14 protein-coding genes and 16 tRNA genes (1 of these 30 cut by a window edge) are annotated in these 18,329 nt (G+C 46.6%); 5 read left to right on the top strand and 25 right to left on the bottom strand.

Annotation, left to right across the window (positions count from 1 at the left end):
* Window positions 1-135: 135 nt before the first annotated feature.
* The 3 genes from V6W81_RS01475 (at window position 136) to V6W81_RS01465 (ending at window position 2,031) form a co-directional block, all read left to right on the top strand.
* Window positions 136-492 carry a DUF1304 domain-containing protein gene (locus tag V6W81_RS01475; protein ID WP_145053580.1) on the top strand — a complete coding sequence of 119 codons (357 nt, stop codon included), beginning with the start codon at window positions 136-138 and terminating at the stop codon, window positions 490-492.
* A gap of 111 nt (window positions 493-603) precedes the next feature.
* A complete protein-coding gene (locus V6W81_RS01470; protein WP_338541331.1) occupies window positions 604-1,404 on the top strand; it encodes a DUF4261 domain-containing protein in 801 nt (266 codons plus the stop codon).
* A 267-nt stretch (window positions 1,405-1,671) separates the two neighbouring features.
* Window positions 1,672-2,031: an STAS/SEC14 domain-containing protein gene (locus V6W81_RS01465; RefSeq protein ID WP_145053576.1), complete on the top strand. Its 360-nt coding sequence runs from the start codon at window positions 1,672-1,674 to the stop codon at window positions 2,029-2,031.
* A 213-nt stretch (window positions 2,032-2,244) separates the two neighbouring features.
* Here the strand turns inward: V6W81_RS01465 and V6W81_RS01460 are convergent, their stop codons facing one another.
* Together V6W81_RS01460 and V6W81_RS01455 are read right to left on the bottom strand one after the other, a co-directional pair.
* Window positions 2,245-2,745 (bottom strand): GNAT family N-acetyltransferase, encoded by a 501-nt coding sequence (locus V6W81_RS01460; RefSeq protein ID WP_338541330.1) that lies wholly within the window; start codon window positions 2,743-2,745, stop codon window positions 2,245-2,247.
* Complete coding sequence (locus tag V6W81_RS01455; RefSeq protein ID WP_338541329.1) at window positions 2,742-3,239, bottom strand: hypothetical protein; 498 nt, start codon at window positions 3,237-3,239, stop codon at window positions 2,742-2,744. Before V6W81_RS01455 ends, V6W81_RS01460 begins: the two co-directional genes overlap by 4 nt.
* A 218-nt stretch (window positions 3,240-3,457) precedes the next feature.
* Here V6W81_RS01455 and V6W81_RS01450 point away from each other — a divergent pair, with 218 nt between their 5' ends.
* Both V6W81_RS01450 and V6W81_RS01445 read left to right on the top strand, forming a co-directional pair.
* Window positions 3,458-5,434 (top strand): methyl-accepting chemotaxis protein, encoded by a 1,977-nt coding sequence (locus V6W81_RS01450; protein ID WP_338541328.1) that lies wholly within the window; start codon window positions 3,458-3,460, stop codon window positions 5,432-5,434.
* A gap of 113 nt (window positions 5,435-5,547) precedes the next feature.
* Window positions 5,548-7,527: a methyl-accepting chemotaxis protein gene (locus V6W81_RS01445; RefSeq protein WP_338541327.1), complete on the top strand. Its 1,980-nt coding sequence runs from the start codon at window positions 5,548-5,550 to the stop codon at window positions 7,525-7,527.
* Window positions 7,528-7,702: 175 nt separating this feature from the next.
* Here the strand turns inward: V6W81_RS01445 and V6W81_RS01440 are convergent, their stop codons facing one another.
* The 23 genes from V6W81_RS01440 to V6W81_RS01330 all read right to left on the bottom strand — a co-directional run.
* Window positions 7,703-8,713 (bottom strand): LacI family DNA-binding transcriptional regulator, encoded by a 1,011-nt coding sequence (locus V6W81_RS01440; RefSeq protein WP_056697097.1) that lies wholly within the window; start codon window positions 8,711-8,713, stop codon window positions 7,703-7,705.
* A 151-nt stretch (window positions 8,714-8,864) separates the two neighbouring features.
* Complete coding sequence (iolB, locus tag V6W81_RS01435; protein ID WP_145053563.1) at window positions 8,865-9,674, bottom strand: 5-deoxy-glucuronate isomerase; 810 nt, start codon at window positions 9,672-9,674, stop codon at window positions 8,865-8,867.
* A gap of 66 nt (window positions 9,675-9,740) precedes the next feature.
* A complete protein-coding gene (iolG, locus tag V6W81_RS01430; RefSeq protein ID WP_145053561.1) occupies window positions 9,741-10,796 on the bottom strand; it encodes an inositol 2-dehydrogenase in 1,056 nt (351 codons plus the stop codon).
* A 78-nt stretch (window positions 10,797-10,874) separates the two neighbouring features.
* A complete protein-coding gene (locus V6W81_RS01425; RefSeq protein ID WP_338541326.1) occupies window positions 10,875-12,350 on the bottom strand; it encodes a CoA-acylating methylmalonate-semialdehyde dehydrogenase in 1,476 nt (491 codons plus the stop codon).
* A 194-nt stretch (window positions 12,351-12,544) separates the two neighbouring features.
* The gene (gene iolC / locus V6W81_RS01420; RefSeq protein WP_338541325.1) at window positions 12,545-13,552 is read right to left on the bottom strand and encodes a 5-dehydro-2-deoxygluconokinase; all 1,008 of its coding nucleotides are present in this window, start codon (window positions 13,550-13,552) and stop codon (window positions 12,545-12,547) included.
* 267 nt (window positions 13,553-13,819) lie between these two features.
* Window positions 13,820-14,716, bottom strand: coding sequence for a myo-inosose-2 dehydratase (iolE, locus tag V6W81_RS01415; protein ID WP_338541324.1), 897 nt, complete (start codon window positions 14,714-14,716; stop codon window positions 13,820-13,822).
* 57 nt (window positions 14,717-14,773) lie between these two features.
* Window positions 14,774-16,639: a 3D-(3,5/4)-trihydroxycyclohexane-1,2-dione acylhydrolase (decyclizing) gene (gene iolD / locus V6W81_RS01410; protein ID WP_338541323.1), complete on the bottom strand. Its 1,866-nt coding sequence runs from the start codon at window positions 16,637-16,639 to the stop codon at window positions 14,774-14,776.
* Between the two features lie 284 nt (window positions 16,640-16,923).
* Window positions 16,924-16,994 (bottom strand) — tRNA-Gly (locus tag V6W81_RS01405).
* Window positions 16,995-17,005: 11 nt separating this feature from the next.
* Window positions 17,006-17,079 (bottom strand) — tRNA-Pro (locus tag V6W81_RS01400).
* A 6-nt stretch (window positions 17,080-17,085) separates the two neighbouring features.
* Window positions 17,086-17,164, bottom strand: a tRNA-Leu gene (locus tag V6W81_RS01395).
* A 14-nt stretch (window positions 17,165-17,178) separates the two neighbouring features.
* A tRNA-Arg gene (locus tag V6W81_RS01390) sits at window positions 17,179-17,255 on the bottom strand.
* Between the two features lie 9 nt (window positions 17,256-17,264).
* Window positions 17,265-17,336, bottom strand: a tRNA-Gly gene (locus V6W81_RS01385).
* A gap of 10 nt (window positions 17,337-17,346) precedes the next feature.
* A tRNA-Leu gene (locus V6W81_RS01380) sits at window positions 17,347-17,427 on the bottom strand.
* A gap of 6 nt (window positions 17,428-17,433) precedes the next feature.
* Window positions 17,434-17,509 (bottom strand) — tRNA-Lys (locus tag V6W81_RS01375).
* A 10-nt stretch (window positions 17,510-17,519) separates the two neighbouring features.
* Window positions 17,520-17,605, bottom strand: a tRNA-Tyr gene (locus V6W81_RS01370).
* A 9-nt stretch (window positions 17,606-17,614) separates the two neighbouring features.
* Window positions 17,615-17,690: transfer RNA gene (locus V6W81_RS01365), tRNA-Phe, on the bottom strand.
* Between the two features lie 20 nt (window positions 17,691-17,710).
* A tRNA-Asp gene (locus V6W81_RS01360) sits at window positions 17,711-17,788 on the bottom strand.
* A gap of 9 nt (window positions 17,789-17,797) precedes the next feature.
* Window positions 17,798-17,873, bottom strand: a tRNA-Thr gene (locus V6W81_RS01355).
* Between the two features lie 5 nt (window positions 17,874-17,878).
* Window positions 17,879-17,954 (bottom strand) — tRNA-Val (locus V6W81_RS01350).
* 43 nt (window positions 17,955-17,997) lie between these two features.
* A tRNA-Glu gene (locus tag V6W81_RS01345) sits at window positions 17,998-18,069 on the bottom strand.
* A gap of 4 nt (window positions 18,070-18,073) precedes the next feature.
* A tRNA-Asn gene (locus tag V6W81_RS01340) sits at window positions 18,074-18,149 on the bottom strand.
* Between the two features lie 4 nt (window positions 18,150-18,153).
* A tRNA-Ala gene (locus V6W81_RS01335) sits at window positions 18,154-18,229 on the bottom strand.
* Window positions 18,230-18,255: 26 nt separating this feature from the next.
* A tRNA-Ile gene (locus tag V6W81_RS01330) sits at window positions 18,256-18,329 on the bottom strand; it runs 3 nt beyond the window's last position.

The raw sequence follows: 18,329 nt of genomic DNA, 5'->3' as shown, positions 1-18,329 counted from the left end.
ACTTATTATGATGGATAGTATGTATACACACAATTTAATTGCACAAAATTATATTTGTACTTCCCGTTTCTAAAAGAAAGCTTTATACTGGTATACAAGTAATCAAATACATATGAGAAAGCAAGGTGTTTTTTCGTGATCAGTACGATTTTTGTAGCTCTTGTGGCTATTGAACATTTGTATATCCTCGTGATGGAGATGTTTATGTGGACCAGCCCGCGTACGATGAAAACATTTGGTACCACGCCTGAATTTGCTAAGTCAACCAAGTCTCTTGCGGCTAATCAAGGTCTGTATAACGGATTCCTCGCTGCGGGTCTGATCTGGGGACTATTGTATCCGGACTCAACTGTTGGACAGCACATTCAAATTTTCTTCTTAGCCTGCGTGGTTATTGCGGCTATTTATGGAGGAGCTACCTCCTCCCGCTCTATCATCATCAAACAAGGCTTGCCTGCCATTATTGCTTTGCTTCTCGTCCTGTTCATCTAATCACATGCGTTATCATGACATCGCGGATTATTACATTCCTCGTATGTTATGGTAAGGTAATGACATAGAGCTTATGTCAATTACTGTGATTGGTTGAAAGGAGAACGTCTCATGGGATTGTTTGATAAACTTCGACGTCGTAAAAAGGAAACTGTGCAGGTAGATGAGGTTTCAACGTCCACTCCGCAATATGAAACCATCGTTGGATTCGTTCTGTTAGAACGTGAGGAATGTGATTTGAATGTCTTCATTCATAAGATGAAACAGGAATGGGACATAGACATTGAGGAACAACCGGAAGAAGGCAATTTATTTTTTGAAGTGAATGGTATGCAAGTGGTATGTGCTCATATAGCCGCTCCTGTGCCTGATCGCGAAGTCGAGGAAAATGCCAAACTAAATATACTTTGGCGGGAAGCGGAGCAGGTGACTTCTCGACATCAATCGCAAATTATTGTGTCTGTTCTGAATGCCACCGATGCGATTCAAGGACATATTCTGTTCACCAAGACAGCCAGCGCACTGCTACAATTGGATCATACACTCGCCCTATATCTTGCGCCACTTGTTGTGGAAGCAAGTCAATACATAGAGGTCAGTCGGTGGCTGAAGGAGGACGAGCTCCCTGTATCGCTGTGGGTCTACATTGGTTTATTCCAAGATGCTCAAGGTGCTTCAGCTTATACATACGGTTTACGTAGATTTGGGAAAGACGAGATGGAAATTACCCAATCTGCTGAAACATTAAGCGATGTGTATGAGATGATGTTTATGACTACAACTTATGTCATCGAGAATGATGTCACGTTGCACGACGGGGAGACACTTGGTTTCACAGCAGAACAGAAGCTGCCCATCACTCGTTCGGAAGGAATAGCTACAGAAGGTCATAGTCTCAAAATAGGTTATTAGTCTATTACTGGCGATAGATTACGAAATGCCAGATGTTACATCACCATAAGCTGCCTATATCGTTTATAGATATGGCGGCTTTTTTTGTATCTAATTAACCTTTTCTCATGTAGCTGCATGTTCCAAACTAACCCAATCATTACAAATTTATAGTCCATAAGTATCACAAAAAGCTAATTGTAGTTTTCATCCATGCTGAAAATAGGTATAATTAATAGGTAAATAGACTCACATTTACATACATTTTATGACTGAGGAGTTGCCTAAATGTCCGTTAGACTTTTAGATTCAGACACACCTATTTTGGAAATTATTTGGGACGGAATTGTAACCCCAGAACAAGTGGAACAGGTGAATATACAAATTCAACAACTGAGTAAGTCACTAGGGGATTCATTCGATGTGTTGGTCGATATGCGTAATATGAAAGCATTCCCCCAAGATACCAAAGAAAAAATTGTAGAGCACCAGAAAATGCTTACGCAACTGGGCATGAAACGCGCCAGTGTGGCCGTTGGTGGAGCTATTGCCAAAATGCAGTTGAATCGAATCTCCAAAGATTCCAATCATCAAACCGAGTTTCAATGGGAAACGTATGATGAAGCATTGGCCTTTTTGCTAAAATAATCAATCGATATTTTTGACTTATGTTGCATAAGTATTCCGATCTGAGTTGTACATAAAAAGGCACTCCTTGAAGGAAGTGCCTTTCTTACTCTGTTCTGCTCTGCTCTGTTCAGAATTCCCCGTGTTCTTTCTCACCCATAGGTACACCCTAAACTTCCAGTGAAGATCCCATATTTATTGCATTTGGAATTCTAAATTTGGACTTACTCTCTCTTACTGTATAGTGCACATCATCGTGACCGATGTGTCAACCATGCCTACTTCAACAAATCCGAATCGACGATACAGTCGAATTGCTTCGTTATCTGGATCAACACTAAGTGACACGGCAGCAATCCCCCTTTGCTTCGCTTCCTCTAATGCAGCTTGAATTAACCGTGTACCCACACCTTGTCCGCGTGCTTCTTCAATGATCGCCATTCCCATCTCCGGTGTCTCCGCATTGATATAGCCGAATCCTGCAGTTTGTTCATTGAAGAACCGTAATGTGATTGAGCCTAATCTTTTGTCCTGTCCCCCGTGGGTAGTTACAGCCACAAATCCAAAGTCACCTTCTCTTCCCCATCCATCTACGTATTTAGATAACCCAGGGCTATGGATAACATCCCGTTCAAATGGCTCGTCTCCCTCTCTGGTATACAAGGATGCATATAACATTTCCCATAAAAATGGAACATCTCGCTCATCAATGGGTCGAACAACAATATCAGTCATGCAGCATCCTCCTTTAACTTATTAAAAATACGTTCAAGTTCATTAAAGTTGAATTCATTGGTGATTTTGTAAGCCTTATGGGCATCTCTCGTTGCAGCACTATTATAAATCGCTATTGTATTGTCGCTATAGAGTGAAATGCCAATTTGTTCAGAAAAACGATCCTCTTTGATAACCAAGATCCGTACTTGGTAGTAGTAAGGTAAACCCTGATCAGAACCTACTTGTTTTACATTTTGTAGTTCAACATCCTTGAATAGTTTTAGCATGTCCTGGATCTGCTTCGGATCTTCAAGCTGAACTTCTTCTGCATCATAGAGCTCGCGTCCAACCTTACTTATTTCCAATAGCCTAATCTTGTCAAGCATGGTCATATGATCCGTTACCTCAGCACGAAACGTAGTATGCTGACTCTTCACATATAACGGAATCGCAATAGCGGCAACTACAATAACCGTAACTATAGCTAGAATATACATCGTTCTATTTTTCATTTGATAGTGATGCACCCCTCCCATTAAAATTCAATAAAAGTATACTTTTTCCTTATCTATGTAAATAACGTTGGATCTACATGAAAGTTATTCATTAATTTCAATTGAAATCGCATTCAGGAATGTTATCTCTAAAATTTAAAATTTATATGACGATATACTTCATAAGCTTTTAACCATGCTAACACATTTATGACATCTAGGGGGAGAAGTAACGTATGAAATTAAAACTTAAATTGATGTTGGCTTTCTTGATCACCGTCCTTGTTACTGCAGGTGCGCTCGCACCACTGGGTCTGTATCAGTCAGGCAAACAAGCCACTCAAAGTGTGAACAACAAACTAGACGGATTGGTATCTGCCGCAACATTTCAGTTGGACGGTTGGTTACATGGCAATGAGAAATTAGTTGAAACACTGGGGCTCGTATTCCAAGAAGCTGTACCAGCTTCTGATGTGAATGAGGATTATCTGTCCATCATGTACCAGGGCAGCAACCAGAACAATATAGAGGATTTATATTACGGTAACGAGGATGGTCAGTTTATAAACGGTTCTGATTTCGTCCAAGCAGCAGATTATGATCCCAGAGAACGTTCCTGGTACAAAGAAGCTGTAGCAGCCGACAAGCTAATCTTTACCGATCCATACATCGATAACAAATCTAAACAATTCACGGTATCCATCGCCATGCCTGTAAAAACAGAGAATGGTGCGCTACAGGGCGTTGTAGCTTCTGATATTTTGCTCTCCAAATTAACCGATACGGTCAATCAGATTGATCTGGGTGGGTTAGGCTACACCTTCATGCTTGATAAAAATGGCGCTATCTTAGCTCATCCCCAAGCTGAGCTCGCAAGTACCTCTGCCGCGGACAATGCTGAATTGGGGCCATTACTATCAGAGATGTTAGCGAACCCAGCAGGTCAGAAGTCTTTCCAATATAACGGAGAGAACCTACTCTTATACTTCAAACAGATTCCAAGTACAGGTTGGATTGTCGGTTCAGTCATTTCTGAAAAACTCGCTTATGCTGAATATTATCAATTACGCAATCAATATATTCTCATTATCACGGTTACGCTGGTCGTTGTTTTGGCAGCAGCATATGGTGTTGCCGCTCGTTTAATCAAACCTTTGAAACGGCTACAGCTCATGTCTGCTCAAATGTCTGAAGGTGATTTCACAGGTCGTGTTCCCTCCAAAGGAAAAGATGAATTCGCCGAGCTCGGAGGAGCTTTTAATTCAATGTCTGATCAGCTCAGCCAGTTGTTACAACAGGTACAGCAGTCTGCAGATCGGGTTCAGGACATTTCACATGATATGGAGAATCATACCGGGAATACCCAGCGCATTGCTGAACAGATCTCCATCGCTACAGACGAGCTTGCTCAAGGATCAAGCAGCCAAGCGGAGTCTGTCTATGAAGGCTCTAACCGACTAACCGAAATGAGCCATACCGTTAACGGCATCAATGGGAGTATCGAGCAGTCGGTAGTTATGATGCAGGAGGCAACAGACGCCATGCACGCAGGATTACAAGCCGTAGACCATCAAGTACATCTTGCAGAAGATAACCGCAAATCTATTCAACAGGTCGGGGAATCCATTCACTTATTGGCGGATAAATCTCGCAAAATTGAAGATATCGCCAGCATGATCCGTGATATTTCGGCTCAGACGAATTTGCTCGCTCTGAACGCCTCCATTGAAGCTGCTCGAGCGGGAGAGCAAGGACGTGGGTTTGCTGTAGTTGCGGGTGAGGTACGCAAACTAGCTGAGCAATCTTCCCACTCTGTGGATTCGATTATTGTGTTGCTAAACGAAATTCAGGCTGCGAGCAGTCAAAGCGTGGATGAAGTAACGTCTGCAGAGCAAGCCACCCAGCAGCAAGTTGCCTCCGTTCATGAGATGCGGGATGTATTTGCACGAATTAAACAATCGGTCGATGGCATTGACCATCAGGTGAGACAGGTTTCCACAGCGACCTCTGAACTCGACAACAATGCAGGGAAAATTGCCGAGGTAATCTCCAGTGTTGCTGCGATGTCCGAACAGAGTGCTGCTTCCACAGAAGAAGTTGCTTCTTCGACTCAAGAGCAGTTCAATTACATTACAACTATTTCAGAACGTTCTAGAGAATTGACAAATCACGCCAACACGTTATTTAACGAAGTGAAAAAATTTAAAATTTAATCTTCCTCCATACTAAATATCTGCTTTATTTTGACGATATATTATCTAAGTTGTAAGTCTTAAAGTTTCATTCAAACATAAGAAATAGAACTGGATGCTTGGGGGGAATGGGAATGAAGCTCAAACCAAAATTAATGATTATGTTTCTCGCCGCCGTACTAATCACGGCAGTTCCGCTTGCAGCACTGGGCTTGATTCAAACCGAGAAGCAAGCAACGTTACATGTGGATACTAAATTAAATGGACTAATGACCTCATCAGCCAACGATTTGAATGGATGGATTAGCAGTAACGCTAAAGTGGTTGAAACACTGTCGTTCATCATTCAGGAGGGTGTACCCGAGGGGCAGCTCAATGCAGATTATTTTAATATTATGAAGCTTGGTAGCAATAAAGAAAGCCTCTCGGATCTCTATTTTGGTGCAGAACAAACTGGCGAGTTTCTTAATGGCTCCGGCTGGGTGCCTGACCCTGATTACGATCCCCGAAAACGGCCATGGTACATGGAAGCTAAGCAGGCTAACCAATTAACATTCTCCGATCCTTACCTAGATATGGTGACTAATCAATATGCCGTGTCCATCGCCATGCCTGTACAGAATAAGGAAGGGCAATTACAAGGGATTGCGGCAGCCGATCTGCTTCTCTCCACCCTTACCGACACGGTGAGTAAGATCAACCTAGATGGGCTAGGATACACCTTTTTAATAGATAAAAAAGGACAGCTCCTGGCTCACCCTGATGACAAGCTTGTGAATACATCTGCTGCGGACAATCCGGAACTCCAGCCGTTACTGGCTGATATGCAAGCTAACCCATCAGGGCAGAAGCTTTTCCGTTACAACGATGAGAATTATTCATTATTCTATCAGCAGATTCCGAGTACAGGCTGGGTGATTGGTGCAGTCATTTCCGAAAAGCTAGCTTATGCCGAGTATTACACCTTACGTAACAATTATATTCTGATTATCGGAATTACACTGCTCGTTGTGATGGCTGCATCGTATTGGATTGCCTCTCTCTTCATTAAGCCTCTGAGAAGCCTTCACGGCACATCCCAGCAAATGTCGAGTGGTGATTTTACCAGCCGTGTGAACATAAAGGGCAGAGATGAATTTGCCGAGCTGGGTACGGCATTTAATCAGATGTCCGATCAGCTGAGCACGCTGCTTCAACAGGTGACCTCTTCCGCGGATCAGGTACAGCGTATTTCTGGTGAGATGGAAGACCATACGAACAATACGAAGCGCATAGCAGAGCAAATCTCCATTGCCACAGATGAACTGGCTCAAGGGTCGAGCAAGCAAGCCGAATCTGTCTACGATGGCTCCACTCGTCTGTCGGAGATGAGTGATAACGTTAGCGGTATTCACCGCAGTGTAGAGCAATCCGTCAACATGATGCGTGAAGCGAGTGAAGCTATGCAAGTAGGGATTCAGGCCGTTGACCATCAGGTCGAGCTTGCAGGCGATAATCGCAAGTCTATTGACCGTGTTGGAGAGTCCATCACACTGCTGGCAGACAAGTCTCAGAAGATCGAAGGCATTGTCGATATGATTCGTGGCATTGCCTCACAGACCAATCTGCTTGCCTTGAACGCATCAATTGAAGCAGCAAGAGCGGGTGAACATGGACGCGGGTTCGCCGTCGTTGCGGAGGAAGTGCGGAAGCTCGCCGAACAATCTTCAAGTTCTGCCCAGGATATCATTGTATTGTTAGATGAGATTCAAGCAGCTAGTCGCCAAAGTGTGCATGAGGTGGTCTCTGCTGAAGGTGGCATTGATCAGCAGGTAGCTGCCGTGCATGAGATGCGGGAGTCATTTACACGGATTAAGCAATCCATTGACGGTATCGACAGCCAGTTAGGGCTCGTATCCTCTGCCACGACAGAACTGGATGGCAATGCAGGCAAGATTGCTGAGATTATCTCCAGCGTAGCAGCCATGTCGGAGGAAAGTGCAGCTTCCACTGAGGAAGTTGCCTCCTCAACACAAGAACAGGTGAATTACACGACCAATATATCGAAGCGTGCCAATGAACTCTCACAGCATGCCAACACATTATTCCAGGAAGTGAAAAAGTTCAAAATTTAAACGGAAACGTTCAAATTAGGACAAGAATCTGCTTCGCTCACGGAATGATCAACACAATAAATAAGCCGCGTCTCCCCTCAGGGATCACGCGGCTTATTTATTGTATACTTCAGTATTGTATTTAATATGAGTGTGAGCGAGAGTGACGGTATAACGCAATGAGAGCACACTATTGTTAGCGTTCAACCCTAGGTCCTGTCGACTCCCGTACCACCAATTCAGGCTTCAACACCTTCTGCTGTGGCTGCTTGTTGTGATCCTTCAACTCTTCAATAAGAATATCCACCGCATGACGACCAAGCTCTTCAATAGGCTGAGCAATCGTTGTGAGCGGCGGGCTCGTAACTGACGCCAGAATCGTATCATCAAAACCAATGATCGACACATCTTCAGGCACACGTAGACCTAGTTCCTTCGCTGCCTGTAGCGCACCTATTGCCTGTATGTCATTACAACAGAATAGACCTGTTGGACGCTCGATATCGCTAAGGAGTTGCAGCACTTCCTGTTTGGCCGCGTGCAAGTCAGCAGAAGAAGCTCTGATCCGTTCCGATGCAAGCGTGTGACCTGCTTGCTGCAGCTGCTCGCGGAAACCTCGGATTCGTTCTTGACTACTGCTCACCTTGAACGGTTCAGATAATACAGCAAGATGGGTATGCCCCAGTTCAAGTAGGTGCTGCGCAGCCAACGCACCGCCTAAACGGTCATCAATAGCGACTGTGTGCACAGACAGCGTTGGCATCTGCCTTGCGATCAAGGCAACAGGAATCGACTGTTGCAGCAGTGGTGCCAATATATCTGCATTATCGATCCCCGTTCCGATCATCATGCCATCGACTCTTTTTTGCTGTAACAGATTCAGATAGCGCTCTACCCGCTCGTCCTTGTTATCTGTACTGCAGATCACGACGCTGTATCCGAGCTTGCGACTCCGATCCTCCACCGCACGAGCCAGCTCGGCAAAATACGGATTCGAGATATCGGGAACGAGCAGACCCAAGGTATACGTCTGTTTGCCAGTAAGTGCAGCAGCAATGGCACTTGGTTGATAGTGCAGACGTTCCATAATCTCCATGATCTCGGCGCGGCGCTTTTCACTAATTTTCCCTTTGCCGTTAATGACCTGTGACACCGTTGCTATCGATACACCCGCTTCACGTGCTATATCATAAATGGTTGCTTTCAATGTTATTTCCCCATTTGTACTACATATAAAGTTCATTATACATAGGTAATCGTTTCTTCTTATTATGCAGGGGGATGTCCGCATAAGCAACCAACTGTAGGTTCTTCCCGTGCATAAGACAAGTCCAGCATGTTAAGGACTCTGAATGAGTCTATCTTTTGTTCATCAGCCAATCATGGTTAGGATCGTTATGGAATTTCCATGTCCGCGTTGGTCCAGCCATCACGTTCAGATAATACACCTCGTACCCTGGAGGAGCACCTACCGGATGGTATCCGCATGGTACAAGCACCACTTCGCCATTGTTGACGGCGAGCGTCTCATCCACAGAACGATCATCAGTATAGATCCGTTGAATAGCGAAGCCTTGCTGAGGCTCTACACGGAAATAATAGGTCTCCTCCAGCAATGACTCATCTGGTAGTGCATCCCGATCATGTTTGTGCGGAGGATAACTCGACCAGTGTCCATCCGGTGTAAATACTTCTACTACAAGCAAACTGTCGGCATCCTTTTGCTCTGGCAAAATGTTATGGATCTGCCGCTCCAGATTACCGTACCCTCGTGATTCAACGCCAACATCCTCAGGTGCAATCAGACGTGCTGGGTAACTTCCTTTACCAGGCGCTGCACAAATAGCAATTTCAAGTTTGGTAAGCGCAGTAACCTGTACTTGATCTGAACTCGGAATATACACAGCGTATGGAGGGATTTTCTCAAAAACGCTCATTCTGCGCCCAATATTCTCCCACGTGTTCTTCTGTGTACTCACATTCGCAAGTCCGCTAAGAAGAACGATACACAACTCCTGATCCTCGCTCTCACGCACCCATGTCTGATTCTCCTCCAGTTGTACCACCTGAAATCCTACGTATTCCCAGCCGGCCGACTCTGGCGTAACGGTTAAGAGTGTTCCATCCTCTGCTGGTTTGAATTCGGGCTTCACTATGCGCTCTGACATGTGGTTACCGACTCCTCTCGAATTGCAATTTTAGAACAACATACGATAGCAGTTAACCTTGCTTGCTTAAGATTGAACAGCCGTCTGCGAATTCACTGATACACTGGTTACCTCACGAAGCTTGACGGGTCTTCCCTGTTGGAGTGACATCCGAGCCGCATATGCAATCCGCTCTGCCTGAACCGCATCATGACCATCCACGATCACAGGTGTATCCTTCAGAATAGCCTCTATAAACAGCGCTGTTTCTTGTACATACGCTTCATTGTAACGTTCAAGGAAAAAGTGGAGTGGTTTGTCCCGCAGCAATCCCGTAGCTGTGCTAAGCTCTACTGTATTCGGATGATCGTTAGCAGCCGCAGTGCTACCCATCGATCCAAACACTTCCACACGCTGATCATATCCGTATACCGCACGGCGGCTGTTATCAATAACACCAATGGCTCCATTAGCAAAATTCATCGTCACAATCGCGGTATCCACATCTCCATATTCAGCAAATACGGGATCCACCAGCACATTGCCTTGTGCGTACACTTCCTCTACTTCACTGCCTGAGAGATAACGAGCCATATCAAAATCATGAATCATCATATCCATGAAAATTCCACCTGATACCCGGATATACTCCGCAGGCGGCGGGCTAGGGTCACGAGAGGTAATCTTGATAATATGAGGTTCTCCGATGGAGCCATCCTGCACATGTGCGCGCACCTGTCTGAAATTATGATCAAAGCGGCGATTGAATCCGATCTGTAGCTTTACTCCTGCCTGCTGTACAGCCGCTACTGCTGCCTCTGTCTGATGAAGATCCATACTCACTGGTTTCTCACAAAAAATATGCTTACCTGCTTGCGCCGCTAATTCAATAAGTGGCACATGAGTGTCTGTTGAGGAACAGATCAATACAGCATCCACGTCAGGGTGTTCAATAAGCTCCGTACTGTTCGTTGTTACCACTGAGATACCACGCATCGATGCCCAAGCTTCCAGCTCTGGCCCTGCAAATAGATCACTTATACCCACGATCTGAACATGAGGATTGCGCAACAAATTGTCGGCATGAATTTTACCAATTCTTCCTGCGCCAATAATACCCACTCTCACCTTGTCCTTGCCCATCCCGCTACCTCCCTGTATGCGTATCCTGTCTCCCATGACTTACTTCGGCTTCATTGTGATCAGCCGATCATCCGTTGTTTACCAACGAGCCGTGACCATCTTTTTGCGCGTGTAAAACTCGACGCCATCTGAACCGTTGGCATGAAGATCCCCATAGAATGACTTCTTCCAGCCGGAAAATGGGAAGAACGCCATCGGCGCTGGCACGCCTAGGTTAATGCCCAGCATACCCGCATCAATGGTTTCACGGAATTGCCGCATGTGAGCTCCGCTACGTGTGAACAAGCACGCGCCGTTAGCAAAATCGGAACGGTTCGCCAGCTCCACTGCTTCCTCCAACGTCTCCACTCTCGCTACCGCAAGAACCGGAGCGAAAATTTCATCTTTCCAAATTTTCATCGTGCTATCTACTTTATCGAATACGGTTGGCCCTACAAAGTAGCCTGCTTCCCCGCTTGCCTGATCCTTACGGCCGTCCCGAATCAATGCCGCTCCTTCTTGCTCTCCAGCCTCGATATAACCTAGCGTACGTTCTTTGTGTCCAGCGCGAATGACCGGGCCTAGGAACACTCCCTCATCCAGACCATTACCAATGGTAATCCGATCTGCTGCTCCCACCAGCTTCTCGACAAGTGCGTCTGCAACATCGCCTACAGCCACAACCACTGAACACGCCATACAGCGCTCTCCCGCCGAGCCAAACGCTGCACTAGTAATCTCTTTCACCGTGAGGTCAAGATCAGCATCTGGCATAACGATAGAGTGATTTTTAGCACCAGCTAGCGCCTGCACCCGTTTGCCATGAGCGGAAGCAGTTTTATAGATATATTCAGCCACAGGCTGTGATCCGACAAAAGAGATCGCTTGAATCTGCTTATGTTCAAGCAATCCGTTCACGACATCATGTGCACCGTGAACGATATTAAGCACACCATCCGGTAGTCCCGCTTCCTTGAATAGCTCTGCCAAGCGTCCTGCCAGCAGAGGTGTACGCTCCGATGGCTTCAGAACAAATGTATTGCCGCAGGCGATGGCCAGCGGGAACATCCAGCACGGCACCATCATCGGGAAGTTGAATGGAGTAATGCCTCCAATTACGCCTACTGGGTACCGATACATGCCTGACTCCAGCCCAGTGGCGATGTCAGGTAATTGTTTGCCCATCATCAGATTCGGGGCACCTGCTGCGAATTCCACGCATTCGATACCACGTAGAACTTCGCCGTAGGCCTCTGCGTAACTCTTACCATTTTCAAGCGTAACCAGCCTTGCAAGCTCTTCCCAATGTTCTACGAGCAATTGCTGATAGCGGAACAAAATCCGGGCACGGCGTGGCACTGGGGTTACACTCCAGGATCGGAATGCTTCATGCGCTGATTCAACAGCCTGGTCTACATCTGCCTGCTCAGAGAGCGGTACATAAGCGATGATCTCTTCCGTAGCTGGATTCACAACAGGCTCCGTACGGGTAGATGTTGGGGTCACCCAAGTACCCCCGATCCAGTTTTGTACCATTGTCACATTTGTCGATGTCTCCGATGTTCCTTTTGTCATAACCTAGTCCCCCTTCGTATATACGTGCCCTATGAACTTACCTATGCCTGAAATGGCAGCATTGAAGTTAATCCGTTAAATTATATAGGTTCAACTAAAGAAGGTTCAGTTGCACTTATATAGTTAACTAATAAATTAGTATATGATCCTCGGTAAACGGATCTGCGTTTCTGAAAAATGATACGATCCAACGATCACACTGTGATTTCGCCTCGATCACAACGTTCGATATATTCATTCACTTGCTCCACCGTAGGCATTGCATCCGAACAACTGTGACTGGAGATGACGATGCTGGCTGCTGCCGCACCATACCCCATACTGCGCTCAATTGTCCATCCTTGCATCAGACCATATAGGAATCCGGCTGCGTAAGAATCTCCAGCTCCAAATGTTTTGACTACACGCGCTGGGTAACTATCCGCACGATGAGACAGCCCTTCTCTGGTGTACGCAATGGAACCTTCCTTGCCGTGTTTGATCACTACGATTTTGGCATCAAAGTCGAACCATTTCTGAGCGGTTACCTGATCGTTATGCTCTGGGTTATGATCAAATGTTTCCATCATATCGAACTCTTCGCGAGTCCCTAGAATGATGTCACACTTCTCTGCTGCCAGATTGTAATATACCGCGGTTTCTTCTGCTGAGGTCCACGTATATGGACGGTAATCTAGATCAAACACAATGACAGTTCCATGTCTCTTGGCATAAGTTAGCGCCTGCAATACCGCTTCACGTGAAGGACTCTGAGCAAGAGCAGTACCAGAAATCAGGAGCACGCTAGAATCTGCAATGAGTTGCTCCTGCACCTCGCGCGGCTGTAACTTCAGATCAGCTACGTTATCCCGGTACATCAGAATACTGCAATCGGTCGGGCTTTTGATCTCTGTAAACGCAAGTCCTGTAACTGCCCCCGTATCATCCGATACAACATTGGAGGTGTCGATCGTGTTCTGCTCCAGATAACTTTGGATGAATCGTCCCATCTGATCGTCTGCGATCTTGCCGATAAACGCTGTCTTCATGCCAAGCCTTGACATACCAATCGTAATATTGGCGGGAGAGCCGCCTACATATTTCGTAAATGTCATCGTTTCTTCCATAGGGCGGTTAATCTCGTTGGCATTAAGGTCGATGCATAATCGGCCAATCGCAGTAAAGTCTAGCTTTCTGGATACCGGAAAGGATACGTAGGTCATTACCGTTGAACCCCTTTCTAAGGGAAATATTTAATGAATCAGATTGAGTCTTGGTCACTTTGTTAGCTCGGTACTGATCGTCTATCTTAAGAACAGTCATTGGAGAATCCTCTGAATAAGTTCTTATGGCTCTCTATGAGTTACTAGAAATTGATTATATGCCTCTGTACCGCTAGCGCTATTGACTCTGGTGGAAGTCTAAATACCTCTGCTGACTCGATATCGTTCAGTAGTATCTTCATCTATTTTTTCGAACCAGTTCGTAGACTACTTGATTAGGGATTCCATGTATTGCAGAGAGCGTTTCGCATACTCATAAGGATTGTGAATTGCTGGATCTTGTTCCCCTTCGAGCATCGCCCAGCCGTCATATCCTCGCGTGATCAATTCATGAAGAATTGGTGCAAAATCAATACATCCGTCACCCGGTACAGTAAACACGCCTCTACGAATACAACCCACAAAATCAGATTGTTCCCTCCTAGCCTCATCAAGCACATGTGGGCGAATATCCTTCAAGTGGATATAAGCTATGCGGTCATAATGTTTACGCAGCACCGTAAGTGGATCTGCACCACCGTAATAGGCATGCCCCGTATCGTAGAGGAGGTACACCAGTGAAGGATCGGTGAGCTCCATAAGCCGGTCAATTTCATCTGGCCGCTCTACCACAGTACCGCCATGGTGGTGATATGTGAGCTTCAGTCCATACTCTTGAGCGATAGCTCCGGCTGCATTCAAGCCATCAGCAAATGTATGCCATTCCGATTCGCTCAGTCTTAATACTTCTTTTTCATGCGGTGTGCGCCGTGGGTCAAAATGCAGCGAACCCCCCACCTCAGCTGTACTAATCACCTTACTACCCATCGACTGTAAAAATTCCGCATGTCTACGGTAACTGTCCAGCTCAGACACACGGTATGCTGGGTCTGACAGCAACACGGATTTCCATTGGGAGACAAGACGGATGTTCCGCTTATTCAATTCCTCGCGTAGCGTTGCAGAATCGGTTGGATATTTGCGTCCCATCTCCGTACCTGTTAACCCGAGACGCTGAATGTCATCTAAAATCTGCTCACAGGTTGTGGCATCACCATGTTCCTTCACGTCCTCGCCAACCCAATTAATCGGATGAATCCCGAGCTGAAAGGGCAACTTGTTCATCGCTTTACATCTCCTTTGTCGTTCAGCCTCTAGCTTCGTATCGTGAACAGTGCTGAATTAAATGAGTCTTGCTTTGGATCGATTCGTTAACATTGCCTGATGAGCATGAATTACCTTTTCTTCTGTAGAAACCTCCGGTACACCCACATTCCACCATGACTCGTACCCACCTGCGTTCGTTCCCGGCACAACTGAGATCTCGATGAGTGTAGTCACGTTCTCGTTTCTAGCATCCTTGAGTGCCTGCTCCAGCTGCTCTGCTGTTTCAGCCTTGTAGGCTTTGGCTCCCATACTCTTGGCATGAGCAACAAAATCCATTTGCATATAATCGCCTGAAAGTCTTCCGCTCTCCGAATCCCGATACCGGAACTCATTACCGAATCCGTCGCTTCCATGCTCACGCTGTAGGTTATGGATACACTGAAATCCATTGTTGTTAAATAATAAAATAGTGAACTTCTTCTGTTCCTGTAAGCTGGTCACCAGTTCAGAATGAAGCATCAGATAACTCCCGTCGCCAACCATGGCGTATACCTCACGATCAGGCTCAGCAAGCGCAGCTCCGAATGCACCACTTACCTCATAACCCATACACGAGAATCCATATTCCATGTGATAGGTCTTCGGCTCTGCTGCTCGCCACAGACGATGCAAGTCTCCTGGTAGACTACCTGCCGCACACACGATAACTGAAGATGGATCAATCGTTTGATTAATGACGCCAACCGCAGTAGTCTGTGCCAGACCATCTGCATGTTCTAGACTGTACAGCCGATCTACCTCTGTAATCCATTCATCTCTCAAGTCAGCAACTTCAGTTGCGCCATATCCCGTTTGGTATTGCTGCTCTTGCAATGTCTTTTGCAATGCCTGTAGACCTTCCCGTGCATCTGCTAGAATGGCTTCTCCACCTAATTTGGCGGCATCCATACTATTAAGATTAATATTGATGAAAGTAGCTTCCGGATGCTGAAAAGCAGAGCGAGACGCCGTCGTAAAATCAGAGAACCGAGTTCCCACGCCGATTACAACGTCCGCTTCCCTTGCAAGCCTATTGGCTGCTAGGGAGCCAGTAACCCCAATGGCACCGACATTCAATGGGTGGTTCCACGGTATAGCACTTTTACCGGCTTGTGTCTCGGCAACAGGAATGCCAAACCTCTCGGCGAATTCCGCTAATTGTGCGGAAGCCTCAGAGTACAATACACCGCCACCTGCAACGAGCAGTGGCTTCTTGCTGCGGGCAATCTGTTCCGTTGCCCGTTCCAGTGCAGCTTGAACGGGTGGACGGCGATCCAAGTAATGTACTTTACGAGCAAAGAACGATTCTGGATAATCGTATGCTTCTGCCTGAACATCCTGCGGCAGTGCCAATGTTACCGCGCCTGTCTCTGCTGGGTCAGTTAATACTCGCATGGCTTGTGTTGCTGCAATCATTAATTGTTCAGGGCGAACGATTCGATCCCAATATTTGCTGACAGCTTTGAAGGGGTCGGTAGCTGAGATCGTGTAGTCACTGCTTACCTCCAACTGCTGTAGAACCGGATCAGGCTCCCGCGTTGCAAAATTATCACCGGGAAGCAGCAGGACAGGAATCCGATTGACTGTTGCTGTTGCCGCCGCTGTGATCATGTTCAGCGCACCTGGCCCAATGGATGTTGTACAGGCATAGATTTGTTTACGATTCTTCTGCTTGGCATACGCAGTGGCTGTATGCACCATGCCTTGCTCATTTTTTCCTTGCATATATCGCAGCGTACCCGGGCTACGCTCCAGTGCTTCTCCAATACCAGTCACATTCCCGTGCCCAAAAATACCGATGACACCTTTTACAAACTTAGTTTCTACACCATCTACTGAAATGTACTGCTGATCTAAATATCGAAGTAATGCCTGTGCCATCGTCAGTCGAATTGTTCCCATTCGTTAAATATCTCCCTTCCCTTTACAGGTTAAGCGCTTAATCTACGTTAAGTTTAAGCGCCTTACCTCTAAAGGTTAAGCGCTTAATTCACATGGTAATACAGCTTGCTGATTTAGGCAAGACATTTTTGTAAGCGTTTTATATTTATGGTGCTAAAAATTCTGTAATGGATGTGAGTTGAATATTTCTCCTATTGGACTGGATAATGTTATTACATTCGTTGAAGCGTAAAAAAAGCAAAAGAGATATGGCATACACCATATCTCTTTTGCTTTATTATTGAAGCGGGTGATGGGAATCGAACCCACGCTATTAGCTTGGAAGGCTAAAGTTCTACCATTGAACTACACCCGCATACGATAAGATCGGGATGACACGATTTGAACATGCGACCCCCTGGTCCCAAACCAGGTGCTCTACCAAGCTGAGCTACATCCCGTAAGTATACCGGCGAGAGGACTCGAACCTCCACGGTTTCCCACTCGATTTTGAGTCGAGCGCGTCTGCCATTCCGCCACGCCGGCATATGAAGTTATAATGGCGCGCCCTGAGAGATTCGAACTCCCGGCCTTTTGATTCGTAGTCAAACGCTCTATCCAGCTGAGCTAAGGGCGCAAATATTAAAGCGGAAGACGGGAATCGAACCCGCGACCCTCGCCTTGGCAAGGCGATGCTCTACCGCTGAGCCACTTCCGCAAATAAAGGATGCGCGTGGAGGGACTTGAACCCCCACGTCAAAGACGCTAGATCCTAAGTCTAGTGCGTCTGCCAATTCCGCCACACGCGCATATAATGGTGAGTCATGAAGGGCTCGAACCTTCGACACCCTGATTAAAAGTCAGGTGCTCTACCAACTGAGCTAATGACTCATGAGAAAACTGGTGGAGGATGATGGATTCGAACCACCGAACCCGTACGGGAGCAGATTTACAGTCTGATGCGTTTGGCCACTTCGCTAATCCTCCAGGATTACATGGTGGCTCGGGACGGAATCGAACCGCCGACACGAGGATTTTCAGTCCTCTGCTCTACCGACTGAGCTACCGAGCCTTATTTTGTTTTGGGATTAATGGCGGAACCGACGGGATTCGAACCCGCGATCTCCTGCGTGACAGGCAGGCATGTTAGGCCAACTACACCACGGTTCCAGGCATTAATGGTGCCGGCGAGAGGACTTGAACCCCCAACCTACTGATTACAAGTCAGTTGCTCTACCAGTTGAGCTACACCGGCGTATATGGTGGAGGCTGAGGGGATCGAACCCCCGACCCTCTGCTTGTAAGGCAGATGCTCTCCCAGCTGAGCTAAGCCTCCATATCGGGATTCTCATCCCTTGTTGAAACATTAGGTATTACTATGACCCGTAGGGGATTCGAACCCCTGTTACCTCCGTGAAAGGGAGGTGTCTTAACCCCTTGACCAACGGGCCTTACTGGCTCCCCGAACAGGGCTCGAACCTGTGACAACTCGATTAACAGTCGAGTGCTCTACCAACTGAGCTATCAGGGAATAATGGTGGAGCCAAGCGGGATCGAACCGCTGACCTCCTGCTTGCAAGGCAGGCGCTCTCCCAGCTGAGCTATGGCCCCATTCTTCGGTATGACTATTTTGTTAATGGTGGGCCCTGGTGGACTCGAACCACCGGCCTCACCCTTATCAGAGGTGCGCTCTAACCAACTGAGCTAAGGG

The organism is Paenibacillus tundrae, from assembly GCF_036884255.1.
Taxonomy (GTDB): Bacteria; Bacillota; Bacilli; order Paenibacillales; family Paenibacillaceae; genus Paenibacillus.
The sequence above is the reverse complement of the archived record's forward strand: the minus strand, read 5'-3'. Positions and strand labels throughout refer to the sequence as shown.